This window comes from Corallococcus terminator, from assembly GCF_049194865.1.
In the GTDB taxonomy this organism is placed as follows: Bacteria; Myxococcota; Myxococcia; order Myxococcales; family Myxococcaceae; genus Myxococcus; species Myxococcus terminator_A.
In genome coordinates this window covers 410,452-428,425 of record NZ_JBLZWL010000002.1, presented here as the reverse complement: position 1 = coordinate 428,425, position 17,974 = coordinate 410,452, and the positions used below count along the sequence as shown (strand labels likewise).

The window sequence follows — 17,974 nt, the reverse complement described above, 5'->3', positions numbered from 1 at the left end:
ATGCCACGGACCTCCCGCCCCTCCAGCAAGCCGAAGACTCCCAGCCGGCGCGGTGCCCCCGCGCGCAAGAGTGTTCCCGCGAGCAAGCCCTCCCGGCCCCGGCGCACGGCCACGTCCAGCGAGGCCCGAGCCCTCGCTCCACCTCCTCCCCGGCCAGGCCGCGCCAAGCCCAACACGGTGAAGAACGTCCCGAAGGCCAAGGCCCCCCGGGCGAAGGCTCCGCGCGTCACCCGGACAGCGGAGGAGCTGGCCGGTCCGCACTACCTCTATGGCGTGGTGCGCGCGGAGGGCCCGCTGGACTTCGGTCCCATCGGCCTGGGCATGCCGCCGGCCCACGTCCACACGGTGCGCGAGGGTGTACTCGTCGCGCTGGTGTCCGCGGCCCCCGCGCGAGTGGTGGACCCGACCCGGGCCAACCTCCTGGCCCACCAGCGCGCCGCCGAGGTGGTGCTGCGGGAGCACACGCTCTTGCCCGTGGCCTTCGGGACGGTGCTCGGCTCGGAGGCCGAGGTGCGGGGGCTGCTGCGCTCCTCCCAGGACGCGCTCGCCAGGGCCCTGAAGTCCCTGGAGGGCAAGGTGGAGCTGGGCCTCAAGGTGCTCTACCACCGCGAGCACCTGGCCCGCCGCATGGAGATGGAGGACCCCAGCCTGCGCCGTCGTGAGAGCGAGGCGGAGGCCGAGCACGAGCGGCGACTGGGGCACGCGGTGGAGATGCGCGCCGCGCTGGACATGGCCGCGATGCAGGAGGGGCTGCGTCCGCTGGCCAGCGCGACTCGCACCGACGCGCCCGTGGGCGAGCGGATGCTGCTCAACGCCTCCTTCCTCGTCGCCCGGGACGAGGTGGCGGCGTTCGAGGCGAGGGTCCGGATGCTGGCCGCGCGCTCGGACCTCTACGCGTTCCGCTTCACCGGGCCTTGGGCGCCGTACAGCTTCGTCGACGTGCGACTGGGGCTGGACGACAGCCAGGCGCCGCCCGCGTCACGGCCCGCTGGCTGACGACACCGGCGTCGTCACGCGCGCGGCCTCCGCGGCCAGCGGGTCCACGCCCGCGTGGAGCCGGACCCAACCGGGGGTGTGCTCGGTGCGCGCGAAGAAGCCGTCCGTGCCCCGCGCCACCGTCAGCGAGCCCATGGACTTGCCGCCGCGCCGGTACTCCACGCGGAAGGCCTCCTTGGGCTCGCCTCCCGAGGGCTGCTCGTCCCGGCCCAGCAGGTCCAACGGCATCAACCGCCACACGCGGTCATGCCAGTTGCGAGTGAACTCGTCCGGCTTGTCCGGCGCCTCTTCCGGCGCCAGCGCGACGGGGTTGGGCGCCTTGCCGCTGGCCGTGAAGGTGCGCGACGCGCCGCCCGAGGAGATGACCACCGCGTCGAAGTCGCCCAAGTCGAACGTGTGCAGCCGCCGGTCCACCAGCCGGCTGGTCGCGTTCTCCAGGTCGGGCAGCAGCGCGGGGCCCAGCAGGAACACCTGGCCGTCCGACTCGCGCCGCAGGTAGGGCGTGCCCCAGCCTCCCGTCGTCGAGGCGAGCGCGAAGGTCTCCACCTTCCCGCCCAGCGTCAGCGTCAGCTTGCGCTGCGACGTGGTCAGCCCCACCTCCTCGAGCTTCTTCGCCTCGAGCACACCCAGCGCTCGCGTGGCCCGCAGCGGGGCGAAGCGCGGGAAGAGCTTCTCCGCCACTTCGTTGGCCCGAAGCTCGCGCGGAGGAGGAGGCGCGGGCGGCGCGGTCAGGAGCGACGGGCCCGCGTCGGTGCCACCCGGAGCCTGGGCCACGGTGCCCGCATCGGTGCCCGCCACCGGCTCCGCGGGAGGCAGCGGCTTCGAGGGCTTGTAGCCCAGGCGAACCCACAGCGTGTCCCGCGACTGCGCGTCGCGGTACAGCTCCACGTAGCGCGCCTCGTCCTCGTAGCGCACCTTGTCCAGCGCGCGCGCCGGCAGCTCCACCACCGCCACGTCACCGGGAGCGCCCGCCGGGGCCCGCTGCCACACCAGGTAGGCGGCCACCAGCGCCACCACCGCGAGGGCGCCCTGGAGCGCCAGGTCCCGCGCCTTCATTGCTCACCTCCCGCCGCCACTGGGGCGCGCGGAGCACGACGGCCTCGCCGCCGCGTCGTCACGAAGCCCAGCGCCAGCACCAGCGCCGGGGCCACGAACACGGTGGCGTAGAACCACGCCACGTCCTGCTCCCGCGTGTGCTGGATGGGCACGTCCTCTTCCGAGGACACCGCGCCGGACACGGCCTCTTCGCCGGTCAGCCACCGCAGCGTGTCCACCGCGAGGTAGGCGTTGCCCATGTTGGACAGCACCACGTCGTTCACCACGTCCGCGTCCGCCATGACGACGGCGCGCGTCGGTTCCTTGCCGGCCGCGGCGGGCTTCTCCACCGCCACCACCAGCGGCCACGTGCGCCGCGTCTCTCCCGGGTCCGCCGTGAAGTCGCCGTTGGTGTCGGCGAACGTCGCGCCATGCGCGCGCACGGAGATGTCGTGCATGACGTTGTTGGGCAGCGGCTGCACCTGGTCCAGCGCGCCCGCGCCCAGGAAGGCCACCGGCGACTGGCCTCCCATCGCCGTCAGCGAAGTGACGGACGGATGCGAGCTGAAGCTCGCCGTGCCCAGGTTGCCCCGGTCGCTCTGCTGACGCGTGGTGCGGAAGTACACCTGGTCATTCGCCAGCGGCGTGCCCGTGTACTTCAGGCCCAGCGGCTCCAGCAGCTTCTCGAAGCGAGGACCGTCCGGCTCCAGCGCCAGCCACAGCCGACCGCCTCGGTCCAGGTACTCGCGCACCGCGGTGAGCTCCTCGGGCAGGAAGTCTCGCGTGGCGCCGAGGACCATCAGCGCCCCCGCGTCTCCAGGCACCGCGCTGCCCAGGCCCTCCGCGACACCCAGGGACCGGACGTCCACGTTCTGCGCGCGCAGCATCTCCTTGAACTGAGCGACGGACGGCTTCGGCATCTCGCCCGGCACCGGCCGCGTCTCCGCGCGCTCGCCGTGGCCCGCCGTGAAGTAGACGACGCGACGGGGCTTCGCCACCGTCAGGAGCCGCCGCTGGACTTCCTGGTCCAAGCGCTGGAGCTGCCCCCGCGCGCGGTCCAACTCCAGGCCCACCGTGAAGGGCTCCTTGCGCTCACCTCGGGCCACGACGACGGTGCCGTTGTTGTGGACGCCGAGCGTCCTGGCGCGGACGGGCTCCACCGCCTGGTCCAACCGCTCCACGTTGAGGAGCTGAGGGCTCTCCACGGACAGGTCCTGGAAGTACTGGCGCACCGCCTCCCCGACTTCGTTCGCGGGCGGGAAGAAGAGCGTCACCTGCAGCGGCTCGTTGAGTCCACGCACCACCTTGCGCGTGGAGTCACCCGGCTTCGCGGTGCGGAAGTACGACAGGTCCCACGTCGTGTTCGCCTGCGTGACGACGTACATGGTCGCGAAGGCGAAGATGAGCACGAAGGACAGGCCCAGGCCGGAGAACAGCGCGCTGCGAGCGCGTCCCGTCTCCAGCACCGGCGCCCGGGCCATCGCCTGCGCCGCCGTCTCCACCAGCGCCAGCGGCACCAGACAGCACGCCAGGAGCGCGGGGAACAGCGCCGCCAGCATCACCGCCAGCTTGGGCGCCTTCTGTGACAGCGAACCACCGAAGAGGCTCACCCCCAGGTCGGACTGGAGGAAGTAGAGCGCCAGCGCGAGCAGGCCCACGCCATACAGCCCCAGCACCCAGCCATCCACCGTGCGCCGGTCCGCGCCGGCGCCACGGGAGCGCGCGAAGCGCCAGGCCACCGCGACCACCGCCGCCACGACACCCACCACGGAGAGGACCCCACGGCCCGTCCCCAGGCCGAGGATGCGCTCGCCGATGAAGACGGACACCAGGCCCGCCACGAAGAGCAGCGTCGCCGCCAGCCCATTGCCCACGGGACGGGTGCTCATCGCCACCTCCGCGCTTCGAGCACCCGGGTGGCCGCGAACAACGCCACGTAGGTGACGACCAGGTAATAGACGACGTCACGCACGTGGATGAGCCCCGACTGGAACGGTGGGAAGTGTTGGTTCCACAGGGACATCGCGCTGAAGACGTCCGCCAGTGGCTGCTCGGTGATTCGCGCCAGCAGCCAGCAGAGGATGAGCGCCACCAGCATCACCGCGGACGTAATCGCCGCGAGCAGCTGGTTGCGCGCCAGCGCCGAGCCGAACGTGCCCACCGCCAGCGACGCACTGCCCAAGAGCAGCAGGCCCAGGTAGCCCGCCGCCACGTGGCCGAAGGACACCTTGCCGTTCACCAGCACCAGCACCGGCATGTACAGCGTGCACAGCACGTACAGCGACAGGAAGGCGAGCCCCGCCAGGAACTTGCCCAGCACGATGTCCCTGTCGCGCAGCGGCGACGAGTACAAGAGGGGCAGCGTGCCCGTCTGCCGCTCCTCGGCCAACAGGCGCATGGAGATGAACACCGAGGCGACGATGGTGAAGCCGCTCGAGTAATAGAAGAACTGCGACAGCACCTCGGCGGAGCGCTTGCTTGCGCCCCCCAGGGCGTACGCGTTGAAGAACAGGCCGTTCAACGCGAGGATGACCGCGATGACCACATAGCCGCTGAGCGTGCGCAGGTAGCTGGACAGCTCGCGACGGGCGATGAGCAGGGCCTTCACGCGCGCACCTCCTGACCGTGCGTCAGGCGCAGGAAGATGGACTCCAGCTGTCCCGCTCCCTGGTCCAACCGCAACAACTCCAACCCCGCGCCCACCACCGCCTGCGCCACGCGCGGACGCTCCTCCGGAGAAGCGCGCAACGTCAGCGACACCACGCCGTCCGCCGACCGGTCCACCTCCACCGCGCCAAAGGGCTTGAGCACCTCGAGCGCGCGCGCCCGGTCTCCGCGCACCTCCACCTCGATGGAGCCGCCGCCGCCCATCTTCCGCCCCAGCTCCTCCTCCGTCCCCTGCGCCACCAGCGTCCCCTTGTGGATGATGAGGAGCCGGTCACACGTCTGCGAGATTTCCGGGAGGATGTGGCTGGAGACGAGCACCGTGTGCGTGCCCTTGAGCCCGCGGATGACGTCGCGCATCTCGACAATCTGCCGGGGGTCCAGGCCGCTGGTGGGCTCGTCCAGGATGAGCAGCGCCGGCTTGTGCACCAGCGCCTGCGCCACGCCCACGCGCTGGCGGTAGCCGTGGCTGAGCGTGGAGATGAGCTCGCCGTCCACCTCGCGCAGGCCGGTCTTCTCCTCCGCTTCCCCCACGCGAGCGGTGGTGTCCCGGGCCGCCACGCCGCGCAGCCGCGCGACGTACGTCAGGTACTCGCCCACCGTCATCTCCTCGTAGAGCGGCGGCACGTCCGGGAGGTAGCCAATCCGTTGCCGGACCTCGTGGGCATTGCTCACCACGTCATGGCCGTCGATGACGACGCGGCCAGCGGTCGGCAAGAGCACGCACCCGAGGACCTTCAACGTCGTCGACTTGCCCGCGCCATTGAGGCCCAGGAAGCCGATGACCTCGCCCTGGCCGATGGTGAAGGCCAGGTCCCGGATGGCCGCATGCTCACCGTAGTACTTGGTCAGCCCTTCGACCTGAATCATAGGGGGACATTCCATCAGTCTCCCCAGGGGGCATTGTCAAGCGCCGAACCACTCAGTCGTGGCGGAACTCCGGCCCCGCCGTGGTGCGGCCAAGCGTGAAGCGCAGCGCCTCTTCCAGGTCCGGCAGGAGGAAGGAGTAGCCGAGCCGCTCCGCGGCGGAGGGGAGCACCCGGGCACCCGCCAGCAGGGCCTCCTGCCCCATCTGACCGAAGAGGGTGCGGATGGCCACGGCGGGCATCGGCAGGAAGGCCGGCCGTCGCACCACCCGACCGAGCGTCTTCGCGAAGTCCGCCTGCCGCACCGCCCCCGGCGCCACGGCGTTGATGGGGCCGCGCGCAGACGGGGTGAAGAGGCTGAACTGGAAGAGCCCGAGGATGTCCTCCATCGACACCCAGGACATCCACTGGCGTCCGGAGCCGATGGGCCCTCCGCCTCCCGCGAGGAACGCGGGCAGCATCTTCGCCAGCGCGCCCTCGCGCGCGTCCAGCACGGGGCCGATGCGCAGGTGCACCACCCGGATGCCCGCGGCCTCGGCGGGCGCGGTGGCCGCCTCCCAGGCGCGACACACGTCCGCGAGGAAGCCGGTGCCCGGCGCGCTCTCCTCGGTGAGCGGCTCGTCGCCCCGGTCGCCGTAGATGCCACTGCCCGCGGCGCACACCAGCACCCGGGGCTTCTTCTTCATGCGCGCCAGCGCCTCCGACAGCGTGAGCGTGCCCTCGGTGCGGCTCTTGAGGATGGCGTCCTTGTACTCGGGGGACCAGCGCTTGCCCGCGACGTTGGCGCCCGCCAGATGCACCACCGCGTCCACGCCCTCCAGCGAGGCCGTATCCACCTCGCCCTTGTCGGGCGCCCACGCCACCTCGTTCCGCGAGGCCTCGGCGCGGCCTCGTACCAGGCGCTTCACGCGGTGGCCCCCGGTGGTGAGGAACGGCACGAGCGACGAGCCAATCGAGCCCGACGCACCGGTGATGGCCACAGTGAGCGGCCCGGCTTGCGCGAAGGCGGCGTGACGCCGCAGGTCTTCACGTGTCACCCGGTGGCGATAGGCGAACATCCGCTCCAGCGTGCGCCGGGCGGTGCCGCCACCGAAGATGCTGCCCAGCGGGCCCATGGGGAGGACGTACTCCACCTCGTCCTCCAGGACGGAGGAGCCGGTCGCCGGCTCGGGCCACATCCGGTGGGTGTGGACCCACTTCGAGAACGGGCCGGACACCTGCGTGTCCTGGAAGAGCGAGTCCTGCACGTACGCCGTGTGCTCGGCCACCCAGCGACGGGGAATGGGGCCCACACGCATCCGCATGACGACTCGGGCACCGGGGTGGATGCCGTCACCGGAGCGCTCCAGCAGCTCCATCCGCTCCCAAGGGGGCGTCAGCCGTGCGAGCGCTCCTTCCCGGGCATGCCACGCGAACAACTCGGAGGCTGAGACTGGCATCCGACTGCGCGCATCGAAGACGTGCGACTTGCCCATGCTGCCTCCCGGCGCGACAGTGCGCCACGCATGCTAAATCCGGAGCTCGTCGAGCGCGCGGTGGAATTGCTGCGGCACGGCGGTGTCATCGCCCTGCCGACAGAGACGGTGTACGGCCTCGCGGCCAACGCCGAGGACGAGCTGGCGGTGCGCCGGGTCTTCGCCATCAAGGGCCGCCCCGCCACCCACCCGCTCATCGTCCACCTGTCTGGCGCCGAGCACCTGTCCTCCTGGGCCCGGGACATCCCCGACGCCGCGCACCGCCTCGCCGAGGCCTTCTGGCCCGGACCGCTCACGCTCGTGCTGCCGCGCACGCCCAGGGCCACGGACGCCGTGACGGGAGGCCAGGACACGGTGGCGCTGCGCGTGCCGGGACATCCGGTGGCGCTCGCCGTGTTGAAGGCCCTGGGTGGAGGCGTGGCCGCGCCGAGCGCCAACCGCTTCGGCCGCGTGAGCCCTACCACGGCGGAGCACGTGCGCGCGGACCTGGGCACGGACGTGGACCTGGTGTTGGACGGAGGACCGAGCACCGTGGGCGTGGAGTCCACCATCGTCGACTTGAGCACGGGCGCCCCCGCCATCCTCCGGCCAGGAGGCCTGTCCGCAGAAGACATCGAGCGCGTGCTGGGGCATCCGGTACCCGTGCGCGTCGCCTCCAAGGTCCGTGTGTCGGGCTCGCTCGCATCGCACTACGCGCCGCGCGCGGGCGTGGTGCTGGCGGAGCCGCGCGAGGCCGCCGCGCGCGTGAGAGCACTCCGCGAGCAGGGCCTGCGCGTGGGCGTGCTGGGGCCGGAGAGCCTGGAGCTGCCACCGGACGTGCCTCGCTTCGACGTGCCGGAGGACCCGGCCGGAGCCGCACGCGTGCTCTACGCGAGGCTGCGCGAAGCGGACGAGCGCGGACATGACGTGCTCGTCGCCTGTCTCCCCGCCGCCAGCGGTCTGGGCATCGCGGTGCGAGACCGACTCTCCCGCGCCGCCGCGCCGCGCGACCCTCACGCCTGAGCGGCGAGAAGGCCGAGGCTCCACCTCCGATTGCCCGGCCCTCGCGAGTCCCTCGCGCGACAAACCCTCGCGCGGCAACGAGTGCCCGCCTCGCGCGATATGCGTTGAAACAACCCGCGTTGTCGTCACCGCACCGCGCGCACGGCCCTCCCGCGTCGCGTGGCCCACTCCAGCGGACGAGGCGACGATGATGGTGCGGAAGCAGTGGCTCGCGGCAATGACGAGCGTCGTGGCGGCGCTGTGCTTCGCGGGGTGCGCCAGCCCCCAGAAGGTGCTGCTGGAGCGGACCAGCAGCCTCGTCGTCTACGACCTGCCCGCCATGCAGGTCATGAAGGCCGCCGAGCTGGTACTCGCGGACCGTGGCTACGATTTGCTGCCCAGCACCGACCCCTACTTCCTCCAGACGCCCTGGAAGGTGACGGGCAGCTTCGACCTCGGCACCCGCTGGTCCCGCCTTTATGTCGAGGGCCGCGTCCGCGCCGATGGCCGCTTCTCCGTGCGCGCGTATGAGATGGCCGCCACGACCTTCGCCCGCACCCAGGCCCTTCCTGGCCTGGTCCACACGGGCTACGGCAACGTGGACGACACCCCCAACACCACGCCCGCCGTCCTGATGGGAACGGAGCCCTCCCTGCAGACGCGCTCCGCCCGTCCCAACCTCCGCAGGCTCCTGGAGCTGGAGTGGAGCATCCTCGAGCGCGTCAACCCAGACTTCGCCGGGCGCGTGAAGGAGCAGGTCGACCTCTACGTCGCGCACGCACCCCAGTGACGCCCGGACGCGACGGCGCCGAGCACGCCGTCGCGACACCCAGCCGGGGCCCCGCCCCGCGAGTTGACGCAGCCAGCCACACCCCCTGCGGCAGGGAGTTGGAGCAGCAAGGAATTGGCATGGACGGCGCAACCCCGACTTCGTCGGGCCCGTCAAGCAAGCCTCGCGAGGAAACAAGCGCCGCATTCGACGGACGCGGCCGGGTGACGACTTGAAAAGGCCTGCTGGGCTCCGGTATCCCGCAGTCCTCCCAGAGGAGCGTCCCCGCGTGATGCGAAGCCTGTTCGGCCTGGTCGTCGCCCTGTCTTTGTTCGCCTGCAAGGAAGAGCCCCGAGGGCAGCTCGAGCCCATTGCTCGGCCTCCGGGCATGAAGGACACGCCCAAGGAGGAGGCGGCCGACAAGCCCGCCGCCCCCGTGGTGGACAAGTCCAAGGTGGTGCTGCGCTGGAAGCTGCCCTCGGGCGCGCCCGTCGCCTACCGCCTCACGCTGGACCGCACGGGCGCCGCGCCCACCACCGTCGAGGAGGTGGCGGAGGAGAAGCCCGCCAAGGGCAAGAAGGGCAAGGAGAAGGAAGCGCCGAAGCCCGAGCGCGCCGCCACCGCCACCCCCACGTTCCCCAGCGCCCTCACCTACGTGCTGGAGCGCGGCGACTCCGGTGACTTCCGGCTGCGCGTCATCCCCGAGGGCAACAGCGCCGCCGAGGACACCGGCACCGTGAGCGAGCGCGGCTTCGTGCTCGACGGCCTCCAGGGCATCACCCGCAACACGGCCTCGCTGGTGCTGGAGCTGCCCCTGGCGGCCGTGGGCCCCAACGACACCTGGGCGCTGGGCACGGAGCTGCTCACGCACGACGCCCTGGGCCCCGCGTTCGCCGTCACCAAGACGGAGCGCCGCAACCGCGTGAAGCTCACCGCGCTCACCCCGGAGGACGGTGGCGAGCAGGTGGCCACGCTGGAGTACGACCTGCTGGACCAGCTCGCCGGCAAGGTGGCCACCCGCCGCCCGCCGCCCGCCGTGCCCGCGCAAGCCAGCGACCCGTCGGAAGAAGGCGACTCGGAGGCCCCGCCGCCCGCGTCGGACGCCAGCGCCGAGGTGCGCATCGTCGGCCGTGGCGAGTTCCTGGTGAAGGCCGGCAAGTGGCGCTCGTGGGAGGGCAGCATCACCTCCTCCACGAAGGGCACCGTGCCACCCACCGCGCTCCAGGTACCGCCGGGCACGGTGAAGCTGAAGCTCACCGCGCTGGAGTCGGCGCCCCCTCCGGCCGCGCCCCAGCCCACGGCGAAGCCTCAGCAGTAGGCGCGCCGTCGGACTCGCGCACCATCCGCACCACGGCGTCCACCCAGGTCGGGTGGGCGTTCAGCGAGGGGACGAGCATCAACGACTCGCCCCCCGCCTCGACGAACTGCTCGCGGGCGCGCAGCCCCACTTCCTCCAGCGTCTCCAGGCAGTCGGCGACGAACGACGGGCACATCACCGCCAGCCGCTTCACGCCCTGCTTCGCCAGCTCCGGCAGCACCAGGTCCGTGTAGGGCTTCACCCACGGCGTGCGCCCGAGTCTGGACTGGAAGGACACGCTCCACCCGCTCGCGGCCAGCCCCAGCCGCTGGGCCAGCCCGCGCGCCGTGGCGAAGCACTGGGCCCGGTAGCAGTGACGGTTGGCGTCCGTGAGCGCGTCACAGCAACCCGCTGAAGCAAAGCAGTGCTGGCCCGACGTGTCCGTCTTGCGCACGTGCCGCTCCGGCACGCCGTGGAAGCTGAACAGGACGTGGTCCGCGCGCGCCTCGGAAATCACCGGCCGGGCCACCGCGGTGAACGCGTCCAGGAAGGATGGGTGCCCGTGGAACGCCGGCACCGCGCGCACGTTGGGCACGTCCCAGCCCTCCGTCATCACCTCGTACACCCGGGCCAGCGACGAGGCCGAGGACGACGTGGCCTCCTGCGGGTACAGCGGCAGCACGGTGAAGTCCGTCACGCCGCGCGCTCGCATCTGCGCCACGGTGTCGGGGATGGACGGGCGGCCGTAGCGCATGGCGAGCGCCACGTCGTACTCACCCGCCAGCTTCTCGCGCACCGCCGCCTCCAGCTCCCGGCTGTACACCAGGAGGGGCGAGCCCTCCTTCATCCACACCTTGCGGTACGCCTCCGCGCTCTTCGCGGGCCGCGTCGGGAGGATGAAGAGGTTGAGCAACATCCAGCGCCCCACCGGGTGGAGGTCCACCACGCGGGGGTCACTCAGGAACTCACGCAGGTAGCGCCGCACCGGCCCGGACTCGGGCGCGTCCGGCGTGCCCAGGTTGATGAGGAGCAGCCCCCGCTTCGGTTCCGGAGTCGTCATCAGTGAAGGGCGTTGGGGAGGGTGAGCGCGAACTCCGCGATGCGCGCCTCGAAGTGCGAGCCGTCCGGCCGCTCCATCTCATAGCTGCCCCGCATGGTGCCGAACGGCGTGCGCAGCATCGCCCAGCTCGTGTACTCGAATCGCTCACCCGGGGCCACGCGGGGCTGGCGGCCGACCACGCCCTCCCCCTTCACTTCCTCCACCTTCCCGGCGGCATCGGTGATGAGCCAGTGCCGCGACTTGAGCTGTGCGGGCGCCTCGCTCTCGTTGACGATTTCCACCGTGTACATGAAGGCGTACTGCCCCGAGTCGGGCGAGCTTCGCTCCGGCCAGTAGGCCGGCTTCACGGTGATGCGGATGCCATCAGTGGTGGCGCTGGAAGACATGCCTCCACATTTGAAGGCAAGCCCCCCGGGTTGCAAGCAAAACCCCGGAGGGCCACCCGTCTGGGTTCAGGTTTTCGCGCTCTCCCGGTCATGACCGGGCTCCGGGCTCTTGGGCCAGATGAGCGACGCGACGATGGCGGCCAGCAGGATTCCGCCAATCACACCCAGCGACAGGACGATGGGGAGGTGGATGTTGAAGTACGTAATCAGCATCTTCACGCCCACGAAGCCCAGGATTCCGCTCAGCCCCAGCTTCAGGAAGTGGAACTTGTCCATCAGGCTGGCCACCACGAAGAACAGCGAGCGCAGGCCCAGAATCGCGCACACGTTGGACGTGTAGATGATGAAGGCGTCCTGGCTGATGCCCAGCACCGCGGGGATGGAGTCCAGGGCGAAGAGCAGGTCGGTGGCCTCCACCACCAGCAGGACGATGAACAGCGGCGTCACCTTGCGGCGGCCATCCTCGGTGACGAAGAAGCGGCTGCCCTCGCCCAGGCGCGCCACCGGCAGCACCCGCCGCGCCAGCTTGACGATGCCCTTCTGCTCCGGGTCCATCTCCTCGTCCTTGGAGACGAGCATCTTCACCGCGGTGAAGACGAGGAACGCGCCGAACAGGTAGATGAGCCAGTGGAAGCGCTGCACCAGGGCCGCGCCGGCGATGATGAGCACCGCGCGCATGACGAACGCGCCGAGGATGCCCCAGAACAGCACCCGGTGCTGGTGCTCCGCCGCCACCCGGAAGTAGCTGAACACCATCAGGAAGACGAACAGGTTGTCGACGGAGAGCGAGTACTCCACGACATACGCCGTCAGCCACTGGAGCGCCGGGGTGGGCCCGGAGAAGTGCCAGATGCCCGCACAGAACGCGAGGCTGATGGAAATCCACACCACCGTCCAGATGCCCGCTTCCTTGGGCGTCACCGCGTGGTCCTTGCGGTGGAACAGACCAAGGTCCACGGCGAGCATCGCCAGGACGAAGAGGTTGAAGCCCACCCAAAGCGCGACTTGCGTATTCACGTGTGAATCCTGTTTCAGAAACAGCCGGCGCACCCTAGCGGCGGCGCGCCCGGGCGTCGACTCTTCCGTATAACCAGGGCCCCCAAGGGCTTCAGGGGCCCGGCCACCGCGCTACTCAGTAGCGGGTCGGCGCAGCACCATCAGCGAGCGCCCCGCCACCTGCACCTTGCCGCCCGCGGGCGTGTGTGTGTGCAGCGACTCCCCCGCCATGGCGGTGTCCACCACCTGCTCCCAGTCCGCGCCCCACTCCAGGGCCGGCAGCAGGAAGGAGATGGGCTCGTGGTGGGCGTTCATCAGGACGAGCACGGTGTCACCGACAATCCGGTTGCCCTCGTCATCCGGCGCGGCGATGGCGTCACCGCCCAGAAGGAAGGCGAGCGAGCGGACGTAGGGCTTCTCCCAGTCGTCCTTCTTCATCTCCTTGCCGTCGGGCCGGAACCACGCGAGGTCCTTCAGCTCGCTGTCCCACATGTGCGCGCCGCGGAAGAAGCGGCGCTTGCGCAGCACGGGCTGCTCGCGGCGCAGGCGGGTGAGGCGGCTGGTGAACTCCAGGAGGGCGCGCTGCGTGTCGTTCAGCTCCCAGTCCACCCACGACAGGGCGTTGTCCTGGCAGTAGGCGTTGTTGTTGCCCTTCTGCGTCCGGCCCATCTCGTCGCCGGCCACCAGCATGGGCACGCCCTGGGACAGGAAGAGCGTGGCCAGGAAGTTGCGCTTCTGCTGCTCGCGCAGGGCGTTGATCTTCGCGTCCGCCGTCTCGCCCTCCACCCCGCAGTTCCAGGAGTGGTTGTCGTTGCCGCCGTCGCGGTTCTCCTCGCCGTTGGCCTCGTTGTGCTTGTCGTTGTAGGTGACGAGGTCGTGCAGCGTGAAGCCGTCGTGCGCGGTGACGAAGTTGATGCTCGCGGCGGGCTTGCGGCCTGACAGCGCATACAGGTCCGAGCTGCCGGTGAGCCGATATCCAATCTCGGCCGCCTGCCGATCATCACCCTTCCAGTAGCGGCGGATGGTGTCGCGGTACTTGCCGTTCCACTCGCTCCACAGCACCGGGAAGTTGCCCACCTGGTAGCCGAAGTCGCCCACGTCCCAGGGCTCGGAGATGAGCTTCACCTGACTGAGCACCGGGTCCTGGTGGAGAATCTGGAAGAAGGCCGCGCGCGTGTCGTAGCCGTGCCTGTCGCGGCCCAGCGTGGTGGCCAGGTCGAAGCGGAAGCCGTCCACGTGCATCTCCTCCACCCAATAGCGGAGCGAGTCGGCGACGAGCTTCAGCGCGTACGGGTGCGTGGCGTTCCACGAGTTGCCGGTCCCGGTGACGTCCAGGTAGTAGCGCGGGTCCTTCTCCGTGAGGCGGTAGTACGCCTCGTTGTCCACGCCCTTGAAGGACAGCGTGGGGCCCAGGTGGTTGCCTTCGCAGGTGTGGTTGTAGACGACGTCGAGGATGACCTCGATGCCGGCGCGGTGGAGCGCCTTCACCATGGCCTTGAACTCGTCCACCTGTCCGCCTCGGGAGCCTGCGGCGCTGTAGCGCGAGTCCGGCGCGAAGTAGCCCAGCGTGCTGTAGCCCCAGTAGTTCGTCAGCCCCCGCTCCGCGAGGAAGGGCTCGTCGACGATGTGGTGGATGGGCAGGAGCTCCACCGCGGTGACGCCCACCTTCTTCAGGTGTTCAATCACGGCCGGGTGGCCCAGCCCCGCATAGGTGCCCCGGATTTCCTCCGGCACGCGCGGGTGCAGCTGGGTGAAGCCCTTGACGTGCAGCTCGTAGATGACCGTCTGGTGCCAGGGCACGCGAGGCAGCGCGTCGCCTTCCCAGTCGAAGGAGTCCTGGAGCACCACGGCCTTGGGCACGGCCGCGGCGTCGTCCCGCTTGTCCTGGACCAGGTCCTCGTCCTTGCCTCCGGACACGTGGCCGTAGATGGGGGCCTTGTAGTCCACGCGGCCATGGATGGCGCGGGCATACGGGTCCACCAGCAGCTTGTGCGGGTTGAAGCGCTGGCCCTTCTTGGGCTCGAACGGTCCATGGACCCGGAGGCCGTAGAGCGTCCCCGGCGTCAGGTCCGGCACATAGCCGTGCCAGACCTGGTGCGTGTGCTCCAGCAGCGGGAAGCGGCGCGTCTCCTTCGACGGCTCGTCCGCGTCGTAGAGACAGACCTCCACCTTCTTCGCATGCTCACTGAAGACCGCGAAGTTGACCCCATGCCCGTCGTACGTGGCGCCCAGGGGAAACGGCTTCCCTGGAAGCACCTCGGCCCTCCTCATCCAATGCTCCTCTCCAGCAGCACCACCGGGAACCCCGACAGGAGCGGCGCGAGAGGCAGCACCACGCCACCCGACCCACGCTCGGGCCGCACCTGTCGCCCGGTGAAGACATCGCGGAACATCATGCCCGCATATGCCTCCGGAAGGTCGAGGAACGTGTTCTCATACGCACCGGCCAGCCCCTCGGGGGCCTCCAGCGCGGACAGGATGTAGCGCGGCGCGCACACCAGGATGACGGAGTCCTCCTGCTCGCGCACGAAGGCCACCGCCGCCTGCGCCCGAGGCCCTGACAAGTCCAGCGCCTTGTAGCCGCCGCTCCGGAACAGCTCCGCGTGCCGCTGCCGCAGCCGCAGCACCCGCGACAGCAGGAAGAGCTTCGCCTGGCCGTCGTCCAGGTGATCCACCAGTCGCGCGCACAGCCCCGCCCGGTCCTCCTTCGCCTGCGCGTCCAGCGCGTCCAGCATCCGCGAGCGCGCGGCGAAGTCCACCGGCCGGCGGTTGTCCGGGTCCACGAGCGACAAGTCCCACAGCTCGCAGCCCTGGTAGGTGTCCACCACGCCGGGCGAGGCCAGCTTCAAGAGCAGCTGTCCCAGCGCGTTGTGCTGTCCGGCGCGCTCGATGCGCCGCTTGAAGTCGCGCACCTCCTCCAGGAACGTGGCGCCCTTGTCCGGGTCGAAGCACGTGTCCACGAAGCGGGCCATCGCGTCGTCATAGGCGCTGTCCGGGTTGGTCCACGAGGTGCGGACCTTGGCCTCCTTGATGGCCTTGGCCATGTACTCGCGCACCCGGCGGTGGAAGTCCGCGAGGACCTCCTGGGACTGGGACTCGCCCATGGGCCAGGCGCCCACCACTGTCTGGAGGAAGAGGTAGACGTCGTTGGGGCTGGGCGCGGGGCCGCTGGGCAGCGGCGTCACGAACTTCTCGGTGAGGCGCATCCACCGCCGAGCCAGCTTGCGCCAGTCCTCGGGCACCTCCGTCAACACGTTGATGCGGGCGCGCACGTCCTCGCTGCGCTTGGTGTCGTGCGTGCTGGAGGTGAGCTGGCTGGCGGGCCAGTGCTCCGCGCGCTCCTGGTTGCGCAGGTGGAAGGTGTTGGCGCGCACCCCGAAGCGCTCCGGCTCGCCGCCCACCTCGTTGAGGCTGACCAGCCGGTTGTAGATGTAGAAGACGGTGTCCTCCAGGCCCTTGGCCATGACCGGGCCCGTCACCTGCTGGAGCTTCATCGCGAAGCGGAGCATGACGGCGCGCTCGCGCTCGTCGGACTGCTCCGGGTAGCGGCCCAGGAGGATGTCGCGCAGGAAGTCGAAGATGGAGGCGTTGGTGGTGGCGTTGCGCTCCTTGGCGCGCTGAATCGTCCACTCCACGTACTGCACGTCGCGCGCGTCCAGCCCCGGGCGCCAGCCGTCCACGTACGTGCGGTACACGGGGAACAGCGCGACGAACTCCACCAGCGCGCGCCGCAGCGAGTTGAGCGTGAAGTCGCGGGTGCGGCGACTCATCTCGGAGATGCGGTTGAGCTCATGGGCCAGCACGTTGATTTCGCTGGCCATGGACACGCGCATGATGAGGAGCTTCTTCTGGTAGACGAGCTCCGCGAAGTCGCCTCGCTCCCCGGTGAGCCGCTCGTACGTCTCCGTCAGGTGCGTCTCCGCCGCCGGGTGCACGAAGAGGCCGCTCACCGCGTTGGCGAAGCGATAGCCGGTGGTGCCGTGCACCGCCCACGCCTCGGGAATCCGCTCGCGGCCCCCCTGGATTTTCTCCACCACCACGTACAGCGCCTTGCGCAGCGGGCTCGCCGGGTTCTCCGTCACCTCCGCGCGCCAGCGCTCACGCAGCGCGGCCTCCACGCCCGGCCAGCGCGCGTCGTCGCCGGCCTGCTCCTGGAGGAACAGCGCGTGCGCGCGCTCCACGAAGTAGCGCTCCTGCAAGTCGAGGAAGTACGCGGTGGGGTCGAACAGGCCGTCCGGATGGTCGATGCGCAGCCCGGTGACGCAGCCCTCGCGCAGCCAGCGGAAGATGAGCGCGTGCGCCTCCTGGAAGACCTCCGGGTCCTCCACGCGGATGGCCGCCAGCCCGTTGATGTCGAAGAAGCGCCGGTAGTTGATCTCCTCGCCCGCCACCCGCCAGTGCGCCAGGCGGAAGCTGCACGAGGACAGCACCGCGTCCAGCAGGTCGAACGAGCGAGGGTTGCCCGGCTCCCCGTTGAAGACGCGGATGTTGTCCTGGATGTACGCCAAGACGTCCTCGCTGGCCTGTGCCACCGCGGCCAGACGGCGCTTGATGACCTCCTTCTCGCGGTGCCGCTCGATGACCCGGGCGCGCTCGACTTCCGTGCGCAGCGGCAGGTGCTCTATCGCGGTGAGGATGGAGAGCAGCTCCACCATGGGCGGGGCCTCGGTGCCCAGCTTTGCCTCCAGTCGCTCCAGGCCGTGGCGGAGGATGCGGCCGTACTGACGGGGCGCCACCGGCAGCAGGTGGTCGTAGTAGTGGAGGAAGAAGGCTCCCTCGCGGAAGGACAGCTTCAGCTCGCCGCGCTCCAGGACGACGCCGTACTGGTCGCCCAGAATCGGCAGCAGCACCTTGTCGCGCAGCTCGTCCTTCACCGGCGACCAGTCGATGTCGAAGTACTTGGCGTAGACGGACGAGGGCCCGTTCTCCAGCACGTCGATCCACAAGCGGTTGTCGCGCTCGATGCCCATGTGGTTGGGCACCACGTCCAGCACCTGCCCCAGGCCGTGCTCGCGCAAGGTCGCGCACAGGGCCGCGTGGTCCTCGGGCGAGCCCACCTCCGGGTTGAGCTGCGTGTGGTCCACGCAGTCGTAGCCGTGGGTGCTGCCCGGCGTCGCCTTCAAATAAGGCGAGGCATAGAAGTCGCTCACGCCCAGGCGGGCCAGGAAGGGCACCACCTCGCGCGCTTGCTGAAAGGTGAACCCGCGGTGCATCTGCACCCGGTAGGTGGACAGCGGAGTCCGGGGACGCGCGCCCAGCTCCTGCTTCACGCGGGAGAACAGCCCCTCCGCCAGTGCCTCCGCGCTCAGGGTGGCACCCGACGCCCCCGTGGGAGCGGTTCCCTCTTCTTCCAGTCCGTCGAGCAGCATGGGGACGAGAGGTAGGGCGCCAGCGCTTGGGACGCCAGCACGGGGTGCGACTTCCGCCCTCTATCCAACGCTCCAAGGGG

General features: G+C 70.3%; 14 protein-coding genes. 4 read left to right on the top strand and 10 right to left on the bottom strand.

The genetic code is table 11. The features are described from left to right. Positions 1–996 (top strand): GvpL/GvpF family gas vesicle protein, encoded by a 996-nt coding sequence (locus tag ACN469_RS03905; RefSeq protein ID WP_498764215.1) that lies wholly within the window; start codon positions 1–3, stop codon positions 994–996. Here ACN469_RS03905 and ACN469_RS03900 read toward each other — a convergent pair. The 5 genes from ACN469_RS03900 to ACN469_RS03880 are packed head-to-tail and all read right to left on the bottom strand — an operon-like array spanning position 979 to position 7,036. Continuing rightward, on the bottom strand, positions 979–2,052 hold the full coding sequence (locus tag ACN469_RS03900; RefSeq protein ID WP_498764213.1) for a hypothetical protein: 1,074 nt from the start codon (positions 2,050–2,052) through the stop codon (positions 979–981). The two genes, ACN469_RS03905 and ACN469_RS03900, sit on opposite strands and share 18 nt — an antisense overlap. Beyond that, a complete protein-coding gene (locus ACN469_RS03895; RefSeq protein WP_498764211.1) occupies positions 2,049–3,920 on the bottom strand; it encodes a Gldg family protein in 1,872 nt (623 codons plus the stop codon). The genes ACN469_RS03900 and ACN469_RS03895 overlap by 4 nt, the downstream gene beginning before the upstream one ends. Beyond that, positions 3,917–4,639 (bottom strand): ABC transporter permease, encoded by a 723-nt coding sequence (locus ACN469_RS03890; protein WP_498764209.1) that lies wholly within the window; start codon positions 4,637–4,639, stop codon positions 3,917–3,919. Before ACN469_RS03890 ends, ACN469_RS03895 begins: the two co-directional genes overlap by 4 nt. Then, positions 4,636–5,565 (bottom strand): ABC transporter ATP-binding protein, encoded by a 930-nt coding sequence (locus ACN469_RS03885; RefSeq protein ID WP_498764207.1) that lies wholly within the window; start codon positions 5,563–5,565, stop codon positions 4,636–4,638. Before ACN469_RS03885 ends, ACN469_RS03890 begins: the two co-directional genes overlap by 4 nt. 52 nt (positions 5,566–5,617) lie before the next feature. Next, on the bottom strand, positions 5,618–7,036 hold the full coding sequence (locus ACN469_RS03880) for a TIGR01777 family oxidoreductase (RefSeq protein ID WP_498764205.1): 1,419 nt from the start codon (positions 7,034–7,036) through the stop codon (positions 5,618–5,620). A gap of 30 nt (positions 7,037–7,066) precedes the next feature. On the opposite strand from ACN469_RS03880, the gene ACN469_RS03875 reads away from it, so the two are divergent. From ACN469_RS03875 to ACN469_RS03865, 3 genes are all read left to right on the top strand, one after another. After that, the gene (locus tag ACN469_RS03875; protein ID WP_498764203.1) at positions 7,067–8,038 is read left to right on the top strand and encodes an L-threonylcarbamoyladenylate synthase; all 972 of its coding nucleotides are present in this window, start codon (positions 7,067–7,069) and stop codon (positions 8,036–8,038) included. Between the two features lie 187 nt (positions 8,039–8,225). Further along, positions 8,226–8,807, top strand: coding sequence for a hypothetical protein (locus ACN469_RS03870; protein WP_498764201.1), 582 nt, complete (start codon positions 8,226–8,228; stop codon positions 8,805–8,807). A gap of 271 nt (positions 8,808–9,078) precedes the next feature. Further along, positions 9,079–10,104 (top strand): hypothetical protein, encoded by a 1,026-nt coding sequence (locus tag ACN469_RS03865; protein WP_498764291.1) that lies wholly within the window; start codon positions 9,079–9,081, stop codon positions 10,102–10,104. On the opposite strand, the gene hemH is transcribed toward ACN469_RS03865, so the two are convergent. From hemH to treY, 5 genes are all read right to left on the bottom strand, one after another. After that, positions 10,040–11,143 (bottom strand): ferrochelatase, encoded by a 1,104-nt coding sequence (gene hemH, locus ACN469_RS03860; RefSeq protein WP_498764199.1) that lies wholly within the window; start codon positions 11,141–11,143, stop codon positions 10,040–10,042. The genes ACN469_RS03865 and hemH overlap by 65 nt on opposite strands. Further along, the gene (gene apaG, locus ACN469_RS03855; RefSeq protein ID WP_498764197.1) at positions 11,143–11,529 is read right to left on the bottom strand and encodes a Co2+/Mg2+ efflux facilitator ApaG/CorD; all 387 of its coding nucleotides are present in this window, start codon (positions 11,527–11,529) and stop codon (positions 11,143–11,145) included. Before apaG ends, hemH begins: the two co-directional genes overlap by 1 nt. A gap of 66 nt (positions 11,530–11,595) precedes the next feature. Further along, positions 11,596–12,546, bottom strand: a complete 951-nt coding sequence (locus ACN469_RS03850; protein ID WP_498764195.1) for a TerC family protein — start codon at positions 12,544–12,546, stop codon at positions 11,596–11,598. 111 nt (positions 12,547–12,657) lie between these two features. After that, positions 12,658–14,796: a glycogen debranching protein GlgX gene (glgX, locus tag ACN469_RS03845; RefSeq protein ID WP_498764193.1), complete on the bottom strand. Its 2,139-nt coding sequence runs from the start codon at positions 14,794–14,796 to the stop codon at positions 12,658–12,660. Continuing rightward, entirely contained in the window at positions 14,793–17,894 is a 3,102-nt protein-coding gene (gene treY / locus ACN469_RS03840; RefSeq protein WP_498764191.1) for a malto-oligosyltrehalose synthase, read from the bottom strand. Before treY ends, glgX begins: the two co-directional genes overlap by 4 nt. Between the last annotated feature and the right edge of the window lie 80 nt (positions 17,895–17,974).